Consider the following 15,379-nt stretch of genomic DNA (forward strand, 5'->3'; position numbering starts at 1 on the left):
CGAGCGAGTACAGCGCCTGCTGCGACTGGTAGCCGGCGCCGAGCGAGTCGTCCCCACTCCCGCCGAGGAACGACGTCAGGCGCGCGAGCCGGTAGCTCGCGGTCACCGCCAGCACCCCGACCGCCCCGAGCGCCCCCGCCCCGAGCAGCCCCAGCGGCCGCCCGGGCGTCCCGGCGAACCACAGCAGCGCGAACAGCACGACGACGATGCCGAGCGCGGATCCCAGGTCCGGCTCGACGACGACGAGGCCCGCGGTGAGCAGCGCGACCGGCACCACCGGCAGCAGCGTCTGCCAGCCGTGCGGCCGTGGTCGCGGTCCGGGGCAGCGGCGGGTGAGGAGCACGTGCGCGCCCCAGAGGACGAGGGTCAGCTTGGCCGGTTCGCTCGGCTGCAGGGACAGGCCGGCGACGACGAACCACTTCTGCGCACCGGCCACCGCCGACCCCAGGCCGGGGACGAGGACGGCGACGAGCCCGACCAGCGACAGGCCGTGCAGCCAGGGGCTCGCGGTCCGGAAGCGGCGCACCGGCACCCGCCCGACCAGGACGAACGCCACCCCGCCCACGGCGCAGTAGGCGAGCTGGTGTCCGAAGACGCCGTAGGGGCTGCCGGTGCGGGTGAGGGAGTCGATCGAGGACGCCGAGAGCACCATGACCAGCCCGAGGCCCGCGAGGACGACGGTGAGCCCGACGACGAGGTAGTACGACGCGAGCGGGCGGCGCAGCGTCGCGGCCACGGCCCGGCGCGCCGCGATCACGTGCCGGGCGACCGGGCTCGTCGTCGGGGCCGTCACCACGCCCGCGAGCCTGGCACCGGCCGACGGCACGGCCGCGCACCCGCGGACCTGCGTGCCCCGGCACGAGCACGCCACAACCGGACGAAGGGGCGGTCGGCCTAGTGGCGGCGGAAGCGGTCGGCGAAGCGCGGGTCGTCCTCCCACCAGAGCCGCGGGGGCCCGCCGTCGTCGTTCCCGTCGTCCTGCTCGGCCGCGTCGAGCTCGGCGTCGACCCGGCGGGCCTCGCGGGCGTCGGCGGCGGCGAAGCGCAGCGCGATCGCCCCGAGGAACGGCAGCCCGGCGAGGTCCCCGCCGATCCACCAGACCCCCGCGCCGATCGCCTGGTCGTCGCGGGGGCTCGGGCCCCACGTCCGGTCCAGCGCGGCGTAGTGGCCGAGCGCGAGCAGCGGGCCCATCCAGAGCACGAGCCCGAGGACGCCGTCGGCCACGACCTCGGCGATCGCGATCCCCAGCGTCAGGCCGTGGTGGGTCTCGCGGGGCACCGGGTCGATCTGCAGCCGGCTCACCACGTAGAGCAGGCCGGCGGCCAGCAGCCCCAGCGACACCAGGCCGCTCACCGTGCCGGAGCGCAGTTCCAGCGGGTAGAGCCCGGTGAGGTAGAGCAGGAACGGCGGGGCGATCAGCGCGATCGTCGCGATGCCGGGCGAGGCGATCGCCCGCGCGGCGCGGGAGCGGCGGATCCGTCCGAGCCGACCCACGGCCGCCCGGGGCAGGGTGTCCCGCGCGAGCGTCAACGGGGCTCCGGCGGCGAGCAGCATCGGCGCGACCACCAGCAGCACCACCCCCTGCACGGCGCGCGCCCAGAAGAGGGTGTCGTCGTAGACCGCGACGACCGACGACCCGATGAGCAGCAGCAGCACGGTGCCGGCGAGGAACGCGGCGGTGCGGCGCGCCGACCAGGGTGTCCCGGCGGTCCGCGACCGGCGGACGCCGGTCAGGTAGCCGCCCCCGAGCACCACGACGCCGGCCAGCACCGCGGGGCGGGCGGTCCAGGAGGTGAGGACGCGGCCGGGGGTCAGCCGCGGGAGGCCGGCCCCCGGGACCCCGAGGGCGAGCACGTGGAGGGCCGGCACCGCGCCACCCCAGACCCCGGCCCGTGAAGCCGGGATACGGCCCGGGACGGCGGCGTCAGGACGGCCGGTGCAGGTGCCCGTAGAGCGTGGTGCGCGGCACCCCGAGGCGTTCGGCGATCTCGGTCACCGACCGGCCCTCGTCGTAGAGCCGGCGGGCCTCCGCGGAGTCCTCCGGTCCGAGACGCGGGGGGCGGCCCCCACGCCGACCCCGGGAGCGCGCGGCGTCCAGCCCCGCGCGGGTGCTGCTCGAGGTGAGGGTGCGCTGCAGCCCGGCGAGCACGACCAGCGTGGGAAGGAGCCCGCCTCCCGCCGGCGTCCGGGTGTCGACGGCCCCGTCGAGCGACCATAGGTCGGCCCCGGCGGCGTGCAGCCGCTGCCCGACCGTGACGAGGTGCAGCACCGAGGACGCGAGGCGCTCCAGCGTGGTGACGACGAGGACGTCCCCGACGGTGAGGTCGGCCAGTACCGCCTCGAGCTCCGGACGAGCACCCCGCGTCCCGCTCGACCGCTCCACCCGCACGTGGTCGTCCCCCACCCCCGCCGTGCGCAGCCGCTCGATCTGGTCCGCCGCGTCCTCGCCGTGGAGCGCGATCCTCGCGTAGCCCCGCAGCACCTTCACTACCCCCCGTGACCGCACGTGCCCCTTCTCGTCCATCTCACGGGGGGCATCGGGGCGGGTCGGGCTCGCGTAACCGGCTAACCGGGTGCCGACTGTCACCTCCGGGCGCCCGGAAACGTGTACCGGCGGTGGCCCGGTGATCTCTGCGGGCAGCCGCCCAGCGGGATCGGTGCAGGTGGCGCCCCGGTTCCACCGTCGGGAGGCGACCGGGCCCCGTCGCCCGAGCCGGCCGCGCGTCCCTCGGGCGGTCGGACACATCGTGATGCGACCGTGACCCGCGGACACGTCCGCCCGGGTGACACGGACGTCCGAAACGGTGGAGCGTCCAGCGACGACACTCCTCGGAGCGCGCACGGGGTGCACGCTGCACACCGGCGAGGACTCGGCCGGACGGAGCAGGGCCACCAGGCCCGGAGAGAGGAGAGGTCGACGTGCGCAAGACCGTCGCCATGATCGCGGCCGTGGTGGTCGCGGTGCTGGCCGTGGTGTCCGCGAGGGCCCTGGCCAGCCCGATCGCGTGGGCGGCGGCCGCCGTGCTCGTGGTCGCGACCGCAGCCGCCGTCGCCACGCTGAGCCTGACGCCCGCGGTGCAGCGGGTGGTGGTCGCCCTCGGGGCCCTGATCGCCCTCGCCGGGATCGCCCTCGCGATCGTCGAGCTCGGGGTCCGGGGCTACCGGACCGCCTCGAGCGCGCCGCTGCTGGGCCTGCTGGTGGGCGTCGGTGGGCTGCTCGTGGTCGTCGGCGTGGCCGCCGCCCGGTCCGCGCCCACCCCGGCCGCGCTGTGGGTCGTCGCGGCCGTCGTCACGGCGGTCGCGCTCGTCCTCGGCGTCATCGTCGGCACGACCGTGCCCTACCTGCCGCTCTCGCGGGCCATCTCCTACACCAGCGCCGACAACGCCACCACGCTGCGGCTCGACGTCCCCGGCGGTGCGCAGACGGGCGACGTCCTCGTCGCGCAGGTGTTCCGCTCCGGCGCCGGGGACGTCACGGGACCACAGGGCTGGACGAAGCTGCGGACGACGGCGCTGCCCGGCGGCACCGGCTCGGTCTCGCTGTTCACGACGACGGCGGCCGACACCACCGGCCCGGCCACGTTCACCGTCACCACCCCGGCGACGCTGCTCGGCGGGGTCGGCGCCTGGTCGCACGTCGCGGCGGTCACCGCGCCCGGCGACGCCACCGGCAGCGGCGGCGCGGTCACGGCCGTGCCGGCGCCGGACGACCACGCGACGCAGGTCCTGTACTTCGTCGCGGGCACCGGGGTCGCCGACATCAGCCCGCCCGAGCCGCTCTCCGACGCCTGGGTGGTCAAGGTCGACAACGTCGTCAAGGCCACCACGTCGCTCGTGACGCGGCCCGCGCTCTCCGACGACCCGGCGGCGCCGGTCAGCCTCACCCCGAGCGCGCCCTTGGCGCCGTGGGCGGTGCAGACGGTGGTGCTGCAGGCGGAGTGACCTCACCGGAGGCGGGAGCCGGACGCCGGTGGCACCGTGGAGGCGTGCGTGGGGACGCCGAGGCCTTCCGGGGCCGGTACGAGTCGGTCGTCGACGAGCAGATCCGCAAGGCGATCGAGTCCGGCCAGTTCGACGACCTGCCCGGCGCCGGGAAGCCCCTGAAACTGCCCGCGCCGGGCGACGAGAACTGGTGGCTCCGGTCGAAGCTGCGCTCCGAGGGCGTGCCCACCCACGCGCTGCTCCCGCGGTCGCTGCGGCTGCGCAAGGAGATCGAGGACCTCGACGAGGCCGTGCGCGACCTGCGCGATGAGGCGGACGGCCGGGCGGTGGTGGCCGAGCTCGACCGCCGCGTCGTGGACTTCCTCCGCGCCCCGTCGGGGCCGCGCGTGCCGATCCGGCGTCCGTCGGCCGACGCCGTCGTCACCCGCTGGCGGGAGGCGCGCGCCGCCGCCCGGCCGGCACCGGCACCGTCGTCCGCACCGCGTCCCGCGGACCGTCGTCGCTGGTGGCGGCGTCTGCCCCGCGGCTGATCCCCGACCGTCGCCGGCGGAACGCCGCGCGGTCACCTCGGCTGAGTCTTCCCACCGTGTGCGTGGCGCGCACGGTCGGGGAGGTCGGCGCACCGCACCGTGCCCGACGTGCATGGCGAACACAGCGGGGTCGACGACGTCGTCGGGGCCCGTGTGTGCTGCGCACCGGCGCTCGGGGCGCGTACGCCGCCTCCGCCGACCGTGCGGGTCGCGCACACGGATCGAGGTCGGCCCTCCCTCGACCCGGGAGCAGAGCCGTCCCCGGGACGCGCACCACACAGAGAGCACAGGTCGCTCACACCGGACGACCAGCCCGGACCACGACGCTGACGGACACGACCGGGCGGACCGGGCGGCCCCTCAGGGACCTCGTCCTCGACCACCGGCACCTGATCCACTCCGGGGTCTTCTCAAGGGCGGGGCGGGCGGGCCAGACTCCTCCCGCTCGCCCCGTGCACGACCGTCCCGGGGCCGAACGGAGGAACCGCCGATGGCGACGGAGCCCACCCGCATCGACCTGCCCTCCGCGGGCGGCCACACCGTCGCGGTGTTCCGCTGGCTCCCCGCCGGCGCCCCCCGCGGCGTCGTGCAGCTCACCCACGGGATGGGCGAGCACGTGCGGCGCTACGGCCACCTCGCGGAGCGCCTCACCGACGCGGGCTTCGTCGTGCAGGGCCAGGACCACCGCGGCCACGGCGCCACCGCACAGACCAACGGCACCGACCCCGGCGTCCTCGGGCCCGGTGGCTGGGGCGAGCTCGTCGCGGACATCGACCGGCTGATGGAGCTGGGCCGCCAGGACGTGCCGGGCGTGCCGCTGGTCCTGCTCGGGCACAGCATGGGCTCCTTCGCCGCGCAGCAGTACCTGCTCGACCACTCCGAGGACGTGGACGCGGTGGTGCTCACCGGCACGACGCTGCTGGACCAGCTCGAGGCCGCCATCGACACCTCGCAGGAGATCGACCTCTCCGCGTTCAACGCGCCGTTCGCGCCCGCGCGCACCGACTACGACTGGCTCTCGCGCGACGAGGCGCAGGTCGACGCCTACGTCGCGGACCCGTGGTGCGGCTTCGGCCTCGACCCGGTCGGCGGCTCGGAGATGTTCGCGGGTGGCCGCGCGGTGGCAGATCCGCAGCGGCTCGCCGCGATGCGCCAGGACCTCCCGGTCTACATCGCGGTCGGCGAGCACGACCCGGTCGGCGGGCCGGTCGTCCTCGCCCAGGCGCTCGCGGACCGCTACCGGGGCGCGGGGCTGACGGACGTGACGTTCCGGGTGTGGCCCGGCGGGCGCCACGAGATCCTCAACGAGACCAACCGGGACGAGGTCGAGGGCGAGCTGCTCGACTGGGTCGAGGGCGCCCTGAAGGCGTGACTACCAGGCGGGGCGCAGGCGCTGCAGGAGCACGCCGACCAGCGGCGGCGTGGCCACCGGGGCGAACGCGATCCCGACGGCGCCGACCGTCAGCAGCGCCGCGAGCTGGGTCTGGATGCCCACCGCCAGCGGCAGGATGCCGACGAGCACGGTGGCCACGAGGCCGACGAGCATCATGATGTGGCCGCTGCGCAGCCGGTGGGGCTCGGAGACCCGGCGCGCGAAGCGCGGGTCGGCCACTCGCAGGGCACCGACGATCGCGGCGAACCGGCGGTCGACGGGTGAGCGCCCGGGACGAGTGGGGTTCTCCGACGTCGGGTCATCGCCGGTCTGGTCACCCTGCTGCACCCCCATAGGGTGACCGACGGCGCCGGAGACCACACCGTGGGGTAGGACACCCGGCGTGAGCACCAGGGCCGAACGGTACCGCCACCATGGGGACATGGACCTCGCGCCGCTGCTCACGAGCGGTTCCTGGACGATCCCGAGGTGCTCGCGGCCGCCGAGGAACGCGTCCTGGCCGTCACCATGCGGGCGGACTGAGCCGCGCCAGCACCGCGTCCCAGTCGCGGGCGAGCGCCGTGGAGGGCTCGCCCGCGATCGCGCGTAGGTAGATGCCGTCGCCGAGCGCTGCGATGAGGTCGCCCGTGAACTCGTCGCCCGCCTCCGCCGCGAGCACGTCGCGCCACGCCGCCATGAGCTCGCGCGCCGTCACGGCAGCGGCCTCCTCGGAGCCGGCGAGGCTCAGCAGCGCCACCGTGCTCCGGAACATGGCGCTGTCGCGGTGCGGGTCGTCGGCGGAGGTGCGCAGGTAGTACCGCGCGACCGACTCCTCGCCGGCCGCGGCGACCTCGCGGGCCGCGGTGATGTCGGCCCGGGTCAGCTCCCGGACCCAGTCCAGGAAGCCCGTGAGCAGGGCGTCCTTCGAGCCGAAGTGGTAGAGCAGGCCGCCCTTCGAGACGCCGGCCCGCGTCGCGACGGCCTCGAGGGTCACCGCGTCCGGTCCGTGCGCCACGACGTGGTCGACATAGGCCCGGACGATGGCGTCCCGCTGGGAGGGCCGGGGCATGCGCGAACCCTATCGTTCGGTTGGTGCACCGTCCGGCTGGTACAGTTTCGGGTCGTAACTATACCGTCCGGACTGTCAATAAACGGAGGCCGCTGTGCTCGCCCCGGACCGGCGCACCCTCGCGCTCGCGACCCTCACCGCACCCGTCCTGCTGCTCACCATCGACATGACCGTCCTCGGGGCGGCCCTGCCCGCCATCTCGGAGGACCTCCGCCCGGGCGCGGCGGAGCAGCTCTGGATCGTCGACGTCTACTCGTTCGTGCTCGCCGGGCTGCTCGTGGTGGCCGGCGGCCTCGGCGACCGGCTGGGTCGGCGCCGTCTGCTGCTCGCCGGCTCGGCGGCGTTCGGCCTCGCCTCGCTCGCGGCGGCGTTCGCACCGAGCGCCGGCGCCCTCGTCGCCGCCCGCGCGCTCCTCGGCCTCGGCGGGGCGACCCTGATGCCCTCGACCCTCTCACTGATCCGGACGATCTTCCCGGAGCCCGGGGCCCGTCGTCGGGCTATCGGGGTCTGGGCGGCGACCTTCTCCGCGGGCGCGGCGGCGGGGCCGGTGATCGGCGGCTGGCTGGTCGAGCGCTTCTGGTGGGGCTCGGTGTTCCTGGTGAACGTCCCGATCTGCCTCGCGCTGCTCGTCGTCGGCCCGTTCCTGCTGCCCGAGAGCCGCGACCCGCGCCCCGGACGCTTCGACCTGCCCTCGGCCGGCCTGGCGCTGGCGACGATGTTCCCCGTCGTGTACGCGGTGAAGTCGGCCGCGACCGAGGGGGTCACGACGGCGGGGGTGGTTGCCGGCCTCGTCGGGCTCGCGGCGGGGGTGTGGTTCGTGCGCCGGCAGCGTCGCGTCGCCGATCCGCTGCTGGACCTGGCGCTCTTCTCCCGGCGGGCGTTCTCGGTGCCGGTGGTGACGAACCTGCTCAGCGTGTTCGCGCTGGTCGGGCTGCTGGTGCTCGTGCCGCAGTACCTGCAGCTCGTGGTCGGGATGTCGCCGCTGACGGCAGCCCTGTGGCTGGTCCCGGGCACCCTGGCCGGGATGGCCGGCGCGCTGGTGGCCGGCCGGCTGGCCCGGCGGTTCGCGGTGCGGCGGCTGGTGGGGACGGCGCTCGTCGTGGCGGCGGTCGGGTTCGGGGCGCTCTCGCTGGCCGTCGGCGCCGGACCGGTCGCCGTCGTCCTCGGGATGGCGCTGGCGGGGATGGCGATCGCGCTCGTCGAGCCGCTGACGACCGACCTCGTGCTCGCGTCGGCGCCGGCCGAGCGGGCCGCGGCGGCATCCGCGATCTCGGAGACCGGGTTCGAGCTCGGCGGGGCACTCGGGGTGGCCGTGCTGGGCAGCGTCGCGGCCGCGGCCTACCGGGCGGGCCTGCCCGCCGGCGTCCCCGGGGACACCCTCGGCGGCACGTTCGCCGCGACCGCCGACCCGGCGTCGATCGCGGCCGCGTCGGCGTCGTTCTCGACGGCGCTGGCGGTCGTCGGCGCCGTGGCGGCGCTGGTCCTGCTCGTGGCGGCGGCGCAGTCGCGACTGCTGCCGGCGGGGTCGGCGTCGGAGTCGGCGCCCCGCGAGCCCCACGAGCCCGTGCCAGCAACGGCACGATCCTGACGTCTGACGCCAGGGCGGCGCCGCTCACTCGAGTTGGCCCGGCCCCGCCCGGCTCGGCACGGAGCCAGCAACGGCACGTTCCTGGCGTCCGACGTCAGAACGGCGCCGCTCACTCGCTCGGCCCGCCCCGCCCCGCGATCACATCAGCAACGGCGGGCGGCGGGCCGACCAGTCCGTCGCCGCCTCGTGCGTGAGCCCCACCTCGAGCACGCGGCGGTCCCCACCGGGCGGCCCGATGAGCTGCACCCCGACCGGGAGGCCACCGGGGGTGAACCCAGCGGGCATCCCCAGCACCGGGACGCCCGCCATCGACCACGGCATGACGGTCTCCATCCACCGGTGGTAGGTGTCCATCGGCCGGCCCGCGATCTCCGCCGGCCAGGGCACGTCGGCGGCGAACGGGTGCACCTGGGTGGCCGGCGCGAGGAGCACGTCGAACCGGTCGAACAGCGCGACGACCGCCGCGTACCACTCCGCGCGCACGATCGCCGCCCGCGCCACCTCCCGCGCCGTGAGCCCCAGCCCGTGCTCGATCTCCCACACCAGCTCCGGCTTGAGCTGCTCGCGCAGTGCTGGGTCCTCGACCAACGGCGCCATCTCGACCGAGTTCCACCACCGCCAGACCAGGAAGGCGTCCCAGAGCCGGTCCAGGTCGAACGCGGGCACCACGTCCTCGACCACCGCCCCGAGCCTGGCGAGGACGTCGACGGGTGCCCGGGCGAGGTCGAGCAGACCGGGCTCGGTCGCGAGCCGGCCTCCGAGATCCCCGAGCCAGCCGACCCGCAGGCCCTCCGGCTCGGCGGGGTGCAGGTCGGTGAGGTCCAGCGGGTCCGCGCGGTCGAGCGGCCCGACCGGCCCACCCGCCGTCATCACCCCGAGCAGCGCCGCCAGGTCGAGGACGGTGCGCGCCATCGGCCCCGGTTCGTTGAGCTGTGCGACGAAGCCGGGTGACCCAGGCAGCCGCCCGCGCGAGGGCCGCAGCCCGTACACGTTCGCCCAGGCAGCGGGGTTGCGCAGCGAGCCCATCGTGTCGCTGCCGTCCGCGGCCGGGAGCATGCGGGTGGCGAGCCCGGCCGCCGCCCCGCCGGACGACCCGCCGACGGCGCGCGAAAGGTCGTAGGGGTTGCGCGTCGTGCCCCAGACCGGGTTGAAGGTCTGGGACCCGAACCCGAGCTCCGGGGTGTTGGTCCGCCCGACGAAGAGCGCGCCGGCGGCCCGCATCCGCGCCACGTGCGGCGCGTCGGTGACGCCGACCCGCTCGGCGAAGATCGGCGAGCCCGCCGTGAACGGCTGCCCGGCGGCCTCGGTCACGTCCTTGACCGCCTGGGGCACGCCGTGCAGCACCCCGCGGCGCCCGCCGCGCCCCAGCTCGGCGTCCCGCTCGCCGGCCTCGTCGAGGACGTCGTCGGGGTCGCGGCGGGCGATCAGGGCGTTCACCGCCGGGTTCACCGCGTCCGCGTGCTCCAGGTGGGCGTGTGCCACCTCGACACAGGACACCTCCCGCGCCGCGATCGCCGCCGCGAGGTCGACGAGGCCGAGCTCGCAGAGTGGCGGCACGACGACGGGCGCGACTCCGGTCAGCGGGGCTTCACCTCGCCCATCTCGCCCCAGCCCTCGCCGTCGACGCCCTGGATGCTGATGATGCGCGGCGTGGTGTCCACGTAGTCCGGGGCCTCCTGGACGAACTTCTTGAAGTGGTCCGAGGTCACGTGCGCCTCGGCCGCGCCGTCCTGGAACGCCTCGACGAGGGTGTAGGTGTTCTCCTCGTCCAGCGACTTGTTCCACTCGAAGAAGATGTTGCCCGGCTCCGACCGGGTGCCCGCCGTGAACTCCTTCGTGAGCTCGGGGAAGCGGTCGGCGTACTCCGGCTTGACGGTCCACTTGACCGCGATGAAGATCATGGCCCGAATCCTGGCACGGGAGTGGCGGGCCGCACACCGTCCAGGCGGAGGACCGGTCGTGGTGCTGGCGGCACGGACCGGACATCACCGACACTGGCACCATGGGCCCGCCGGTCGTCCTCGCCGAGTCGGGCCACCGCGCGCCCGCCCCGGCACTGCGGGGCCTGGTTTCGTACCACGGCTACGACCTGCGCGGGCACCTCCCGGGCCGCCACCGCGGCCTGCCGTCGCCGTACCTGACCTTCGTCGTCACCTTCGGCCCGGGGCTGGAGCTGGAGCGTCCTGACGGCGGGCGCGACCGCTTCGCGGCGTGCGTCGGCGGCCTGCACGACACCCCGGAACGGATCGTCCACGACGGCCGCCAGTCCGGGGTGCACCTCACCGTGCACCCCCTCGCGGCCCGGGCGTTGTTCGGCGTGCCCGCCGCGGCCCTGGCCTCGGTGACCGTGGCCGCCGACGACGTCCTCGGCGCCGCCGGCCGGGAGCTCACCGCCCGGGTCGCCGAGACCGAGGACGCCGAGTGGGAGGCGCGCTTCGCCGCGCTCGACGAGGTGCTGGGTCGCCAGCTGCGCCGCCACGACGCGGCCGGCGAGGCGACCGACGAGGTCCGGCACGCCTGGCGGGTCCTGACGGCGCCCGGGCCGGGCGGGGTCGGGGAACTCGCCCGCGAGGTCGGCTGGAGCGGCGACCACCTGGGCCGCCGGTTCCGCGCCGAGTTCGGGGTGGGCCCGAAGGTGGCCGCCCGGATGGCGCGCTTCGACCGCGCCCGTCGTGACGTCGCCCGCCGCGCCGGTGCCGGACCGCTCGCCCTCGCCGACGTCGCCGCGGACCACGGCTACGCCGACCAGGCCCACCTCACCCGCGAGTTCCGCGCGCTCGCCGACTGCACGCCGACCCGGTGGGTGGACGAGGAGGTCCGGGCCCGCCTGTCGGGCGGGGCGGACGATCCGGGCCGGGTCGGATCCGTTCAAGACCGCGGGGGCGACCGGGCCCGATCCTCGACCGCATGGGCGAGACGACGATGACCGAGTCCACGACCACTCCCCCGGCCCAGGTGTGGCCGACGCTGCGGGCGCGCGACGCCCGGGCGCTCATCGACTTCTACGTGTCGGCCTTCGGCTTCACCGAGACGGTCGTGTACACCGACGACGCGGGGACGGTGGTGCATGCCGAGCTGGCCTGGCCGCACGGCGGCGGGCTGATGATGGGCCAGGAGCGCGAGACCGCCGACGGGCGGTGGGCCCTGCGGGTCGGGTCGTTCGGCGGCTACGTCGTCACCCGGGACGCCGCGCACACCGACGAGGTCTTCGCCCGGGCTGTCGCTGCCGGGGCGACCGTGGTCGCCGAGCCCTACGACACCGACTACGGCTCGCACGACTGCACGCTGCTCGACCCGGAGGGCAACCACTGGCAGTTCGGCACCTACCCGGGCCACCCGCGCGCGGCGGTCGGCTGACGGACGTAGGGTCGGCGTTGTCTGCGCCTAGGGTTCCGTCCGCCGCCCGATCACCAGCCCACAACCAGGGCGGCCGGGGTCTGGACCGAGCGGCGCCACGACCGCGGTCACGGCTCGTCCGGCCGCCGGTCGACACCTGACGGGAGAGAAACCCCGAGGGCTCCAGTTGGACGTGCCCGCGTCCGAGCGGGCCCGACGCCGAGGAGCCTCTCGTGGCCACCGCTCTCTCCGCCGTCGTCCCCTCCGGCCTGTCCGCGGGTGTCGTCGCGATCACGCTCGCCGCGGCAGTGCTGCACGCGGTGTGGAACGCCGTCGCACACGCCGTCCCCGACCGCCTCGTCGGCTTCGCGCTGATCGGGGTCGCCTACACCGTGATCGGGGGCGTCACCGCGCTCGTCGTGGGCCTGCCCCCGGCCCCGGCCTGGCCGTTCGTCCTGGCCTCGGCCGTCGCCCACGTCTTCTACGCGCTGCTGCTCTGGGCGAGCTACCAGCTCGGGGACTTCAGCCAGGTCTACCCGGTCGCCCGGGGCACGGCGCCGTGGGTGGTGGCGGTCGTCGAGGTGCTGCTGGGCCACCACCTGCCGGTGCTCCAGCTCGTCGGGATCCTCGTGATCTCGCTGGGGCTGCTCACCCTCGCCCTCGACGGCGGGCGTCCCTCGCAGACGACGCCGCCGGCGCTGGGGGCCGCGGTGGCGACCGGGATCTTCATCGCGACCTACACCGTGATCGACGCGTCCGCGGTCGCGACCACCCCGGTGCTCGTCTACGCGACCTGGATGTTCCTGCTGCAGGGCCCGGTGATGCCGGTGGTGGCGTTCGCCCGACGGGGACGGCGGCTGGGGACGCCCTCGTGGTCGGTCCTGCTGGCCGGGCTCGGCGGCGGGGTGGTGTCGCTCGCGGCGTACGGGCTGGTGCTGGTCGCCCAGACCAGCGGCGCGACGGCGGCCGTGGCCGCGCTGCGGGAGACCAGCATCGTCATCGGCGCCGTCATCGGGGCGGTGTTCCTGGGCGAGCGGTTCGGGCGGGGACGGGTGATCGCCGCCGTCGTCGTCACGGTCGGGATCGTGCTCGTGGACCTCTGAGGCGGAGGTGCCGGAGAGCCGGGCCCGCCGGACCCGGTTCTCTGACAGGATCCGCGACCGCACCTCGCGGAGCGTCACCCCGATCGGGAGGACCGATGATCACCGGCGCACACACGATCATCTACAGCACCGACGCCGACGCCGACCGGGCGCTGCTGCGGGAGCTGCTCAGCGGTCACCCGGCGGTCGACGCGGGCGGCGGCTGGACGATCCTCGGGCTGCCGCCGGCCGAGGTGGCCGTGCACCCGACCGAGGGTGCGCCGCTGCACGAGCTGTACCTCATGTGCGACGACATCGAGGCCACCGTCGCCGACCTCGGCGCCCGCGGGGTGGTCCTCGAGGGCGGGATCGCCGACCACGGCTGGGGCCTGCTCACCACGATCCGGCTGCCCGGGGGCGGCGCGCTCGGGCTCTACGAGCCACGCCATCCGGTCGCGGCGGGCTGACGGCTCACGCCGCGAGGTGCGCGGCGGGCGGGAGCGCGGCCGGGTCGCCGGCGGGCCAGTCGCCCGGGGACGCGCCGAGCGCGGCGAGCTCGGCGACCTGCTCCACGCACCACGGTGAGAGCCCGGGCCACGACGCCGCGCGCACCGCGGTGACGAGCTCCGACCACGCCACCGGCCGCACGTCCTCCACCTCGGCCGGGTCGGGCGCGGGCTCGCCGGAGACGCGGGCCGTGAACACCGGGCACATCTCCCGCTCGATGATGCCGTCCTGCTCGGCCCGGTAGGAGAACCGCGGGAGCACGAGCCGCGGCGGCCCGACGTCGATCCCGAGCTCCTGGCGCCCGCGGCGCCGGACCGCGTCGTCGAGCGCCTCGCCGGGCGCGGGGTGGCCGCAGAAGCTGTTGGTCCACACGCCGGGGAACGTCCGCTTCGTCGTCGCGCGGCGGGTCATCAGGAGCCGGTCGGCGTCGTCGACGAGGTAGCACGAGAACGCCAGGTGCAGCGGGGTGTCGGCGTGGTGGACCTCGGCCTTCGAGGCGGTGCCGATCGCGGTGCCGTCGGGGTCGAGGAGCACCACGAGCTCCGGAGCATCGGGGTTCTCCACCGTCCAAGTATGGGTTCGAGGTCGCCGACGTCGTCCCGAACGTCACCGGCGAGGCGAAGTCCGTCGTCGTCGCCGCCCAAAACTGGTAGCACGTCGGGCCCGCGACGGCGGTCCAGCTCAGGGTCGACGCGCGTGAGCCGACGACGGCGACCAGGGCGAGCACCGGGAGTCGTCTCACGGCGTGCTCGCGAGGCTCACGCTGACCGGCACGGTGAAGGTCGCCCGAACGCGGCGCTGGTCGTCGGGAGGGTGGTGACCGCCCGAACAGGGCCGCGGTCTCCACGGACGGCAGCGGAAATCGGCTGTGATGGCCAGCGCCTCTGACTAGCGTCCCTCCCGACCGACCAGCGGGACCCGCGGAGGGAGTGGACCACCCATGGAGCAGATCGGCACGCGGCTCGTCAACTGGGCCTCCATCCTCGACGCGGCCACCCGCGAGCAGGCCGAACGGGCTTCGACGATGCCGTTCGTCTTCCCCCACATCGCACTCATGCCCGACGCGCACCTCGGCAAGGGCGCGACCGTCGGCTCGGTGATCCCCACCCAGCGGGCGATCATCCCGGCCGCGGTGGGCGTGGACATCGGCTGCGGCATGGCCGCCGTGCGGACGCAGTTCACGCGTGAGCAGCTCACCGACCGCGGCCCGCTCGCCCCGCTGCGGGAGTCGATCGAGCGCGCCGTCCCACTCTCGGCCGGCCGGTACAACCGCACCATCGTGGCCACCGCGGAGCCGCGGGTCGAGGAGCTCGGCAAGCTCGCCGAGGAGGCCCGGTTCGACCCGGCCTCCTACGCGCAGAACTGGGCCGTCCAGCTCGGCAGCCTCGGGAGCGGCAACCACTTCATCGAGGTGACGGTCGACGAGCTGGACCGGGTGTGGCTGTTTCTGCACTCGGGCTCGCGCGGGGTGGGCAACAAGATCGCGCAGCGGCACATCAAGGTCGCGCACGACGCCATGGCCCGCTGGTGGATCAACCTCCCCGACCCCGACCTCGCCTACCTCGTCGAGGGCACCGACGAGTTCTGGGCCTACATCCGCGAGCTGCGGTGGGCCCAGCACTTCGCGCTGCTCAACCGCGAGGAGATGATGGACCGGGTCGCGCGACAGCTCGGCGAGTTCCTGGGCGAGGAGGTCGACGAGCAGGAGCGGGTCAACTGCCACCACAACTACACCGAGCAGGAGACCCACTGGGGTCGCGAGGTGTGGGTGTCGCGCAAGGGCGCCATCAACGCCGAGCAGGGCCGGCCCGGACTGGTCCCCGGCTCGATGGGCACGGCCTCGTACGTGGTGACCGGCAAGGGGTTCGCGCCCAGCCTCAACAGCTCGCCCCACGGCGCCGGCCGGGCCTACTCGCGGTCGAAGGCCCGGAAGACCTTCACCGTCGAGCAGCT

The 15,379-nt window shown here is 75.3% G+C and carries 17 protein-coding genes; 9 read left to right on the plus strand and 8 right to left on the minus strand.

Going from position 1 to position 15,379, the window contains the following annotated elements:
- From VGH76_RS13595 to VGH76_RS13605, 3 genes are all read right to left on the minus strand, one after another.
- A partial coding sequence (locus VGH76_RS13595; protein ID WP_331557217.1) for an FtsW/RodA/SpoVE family cell cycle protein occupies window positions 1-796 on the minus strand: 796 nt, incomplete at its 3' end.
- A gap of 98 nt (window positions 797-894) precedes the next feature.
- Window positions 895-1,869 (minus strand): cytochrome c oxidase assembly protein, encoded by a 975-nt coding sequence (locus tag VGH76_RS13600; RefSeq protein ID WP_331557218.1) that lies wholly within the window; start codon window positions 1,867-1,869, stop codon window positions 895-897.
- Window positions 1,870-1,924: 55 nt separating this feature from the next.
- Entirely contained in the window at window positions 1,925-2,506 is a 582-nt protein-coding gene (locus tag VGH76_RS13605) for a recombinase family protein (protein ID WP_331557219.1), read from the minus strand.
- A gap of 413 nt (window positions 2,507-2,919) precedes the next feature.
- On the opposite strand from VGH76_RS13605, the gene VGH76_RS13610 reads away from it, so the two are divergent.
- From VGH76_RS13610 to VGH76_RS13620, 3 genes are all read left to right on the plus strand, one after another.
- Window positions 2,920-3,942: a hypothetical protein gene (locus VGH76_RS13610; RefSeq protein ID WP_331557220.1), complete on the plus strand. Its 1,023-nt coding sequence runs from the start codon at window positions 2,920-2,922 to the stop codon at window positions 3,940-3,942.
- 44 nt (window positions 3,943-3,986) lie between these two features.
- A complete protein-coding gene (locus VGH76_RS13615; protein WP_331557221.1) occupies window positions 3,987-4,472 on the plus strand; it encodes a DUF1992 domain-containing protein in 486 nt (161 codons plus the stop codon).
- A gap of 490 nt (window positions 4,473-4,962) precedes the next feature.
- Window positions 4,963-5,844 carry an alpha/beta hydrolase gene (locus VGH76_RS13620; protein WP_331557222.1) on the plus strand — a complete coding sequence of 294 codons (882 nt, stop codon included), beginning with the start codon at window positions 4,963-4,965 and terminating at the stop codon, window positions 5,842-5,844.
- On the opposite strand, the gene VGH76_RS13625 is transcribed toward VGH76_RS13620, so the two are convergent.
- The gene (locus VGH76_RS13625; protein ID WP_331557223.1) at window positions 5,845-6,192 is read right to left on the minus strand and encodes a DUF3040 domain-containing protein; all 348 of its coding nucleotides are present in this window, start codon (window positions 6,190-6,192) and stop codon (window positions 5,845-5,847) included.
- A gap of 175 nt (window positions 6,193-6,367) precedes the next feature.
- Window positions 6,368-6,913, minus strand: coding sequence for a TetR/AcrR family transcriptional regulator (locus VGH76_RS13630; protein WP_331557224.1), 546 nt, complete (start codon window positions 6,911-6,913; stop codon window positions 6,368-6,370).
- Between the two features lie 94 nt (window positions 6,914-7,007).
- On the opposite strand from VGH76_RS13630, the gene VGH76_RS13635 reads away from it, so the two are divergent.
- Complete coding sequence (locus VGH76_RS13635) at window positions 7,008-8,501, plus strand: MFS transporter (RefSeq protein WP_331557225.1); 1,494 nt, start codon at window positions 7,008-7,010, stop codon at window positions 8,499-8,501.
- Window positions 8,502-8,639: 138 nt separating this feature from the next.
- Here VGH76_RS13635 and VGH76_RS13640 read toward each other — a convergent pair whose 3' ends face one another.
- Window positions 8,640-10,058: an amidase gene (locus tag VGH76_RS13640; RefSeq protein WP_331557226.1), complete on the minus strand. Its 1,419-nt coding sequence runs from the start codon at window positions 10,056-10,058 to the stop codon at window positions 8,640-8,642.
- A gap of 20 nt (window positions 10,059-10,078) precedes the next feature.
- Window positions 10,079-10,402, minus strand: coding sequence for a putative quinol monooxygenase (locus tag VGH76_RS13645; RefSeq protein WP_331557227.1), 324 nt, complete (start codon window positions 10,400-10,402; stop codon window positions 10,079-10,081).
- Between the two features lie 101 nt (window positions 10,403-10,503).
- Between VGH76_RS13645 and VGH76_RS13650 the strand changes: the two genes are divergently transcribed.
- From VGH76_RS13650 to VGH76_RS13665, 4 genes are all read left to right on the plus strand, one after another.
- On the plus strand, window positions 10,504-11,427 hold the full coding sequence (locus tag VGH76_RS13650) for an AraC family transcriptional regulator (protein WP_331557228.1): 924 nt from the start codon (window positions 10,504-10,506) through the stop codon (window positions 11,425-11,427).
- Window positions 11,409-11,858, plus strand: a complete 450-nt coding sequence (locus VGH76_RS13655; protein ID WP_331557229.1) for a VOC family protein — start codon at window positions 11,409-11,411, stop codon at window positions 11,856-11,858. Before VGH76_RS13650 ends, VGH76_RS13655 begins: the two co-directional genes overlap by 19 nt.
- A gap of 212 nt (window positions 11,859-12,070) precedes the next feature.
- A complete protein-coding gene (locus VGH76_RS13660; RefSeq protein ID WP_331557230.1) occupies window positions 12,071-12,940 on the plus strand; it encodes an EamA family transporter in 870 nt (289 codons plus the stop codon).
- A gap of 95 nt (window positions 12,941-13,035) precedes the next feature.
- A complete protein-coding gene (locus VGH76_RS13665) occupies window positions 13,036-13,386 on the plus strand; it encodes an extradiol dioxygenase (RefSeq protein ID WP_331557231.1) in 351 nt (116 codons plus the stop codon).
- 4 nt (window positions 13,387-13,390) lie between these two features.
- Here the strand turns inward: VGH76_RS13665 and idi are convergent, their stop codons facing one another.
- A complete protein-coding gene (idi, locus tag VGH76_RS13670; RefSeq protein WP_331557232.1) occupies window positions 13,391-13,990 on the minus strand; it encodes an isopentenyl-diphosphate Delta-isomerase in 600 nt (199 codons plus the stop codon).
- A 376-nt stretch (window positions 13,991-14,366) separates the two neighbouring features.
- Here idi and VGH76_RS13675 point away from each other — a divergent pair.
- Window positions 14,367-15,379 (plus strand): RtcB family protein (locus tag VGH76_RS13675; RefSeq protein ID WP_331557233.1); only part of this gene is annotated, 1,013 nt, incomplete at its 3' end.

The sequence above is a fragment of the Actinomycetospora sp. genome (assembly GCF_036497585.1).
GTDB lineage: Bacteria > Actinomycetota > Actinomycetes > Mycobacteriales > Pseudonocardiaceae > Actinomycetospora.

Excerpts from the sequence above, each read along its gene's own strand:
- VGH76_RS13645 (WP_331557227.1), bottom strand. The coding sequence starts at position 10,402 with ATGATCTTCATCGCGGTCAAGTGGACCGTCAAGCCGGAGTACGCCGAC.
- VGH76_RS13650 (WP_331557228.1), top strand. The coding sequence starts at position 10,504 with ATGGGCCCGCCGGTCGTCCTCGCCGAGTCGGGCCACCGCGCGCCCGCC.
- VGH76_RS13655 (WP_331557229.1), top strand. The coding sequence starts at position 11,409 with ATGGGCGAGACGACGATGACCGAGTCCACGACCACTCCCCCGGCCCAG.
- VGH76_RS13665 (WP_331557231.1), top strand. The coding sequence starts at position 13,036 with ATGATCACCGGCGCACACACGATCATCTACAGCACCGACGCCGACGCC.
- VGH76_RS13620 (WP_331557222.1), top strand. The coding sequence starts at position 4,963 with ATGGCGACGGAGCCCACCCGCATCGACCTGCCCTCCGCGGGCGGCCAC.
- VGH76_RS13630 (WP_331557224.1), bottom strand. The coding sequence starts at position 6,913 with ATGCCCCGGCCCTCCCAGCGGGACGCCATCGTCCGGGCCTATGTCGAC.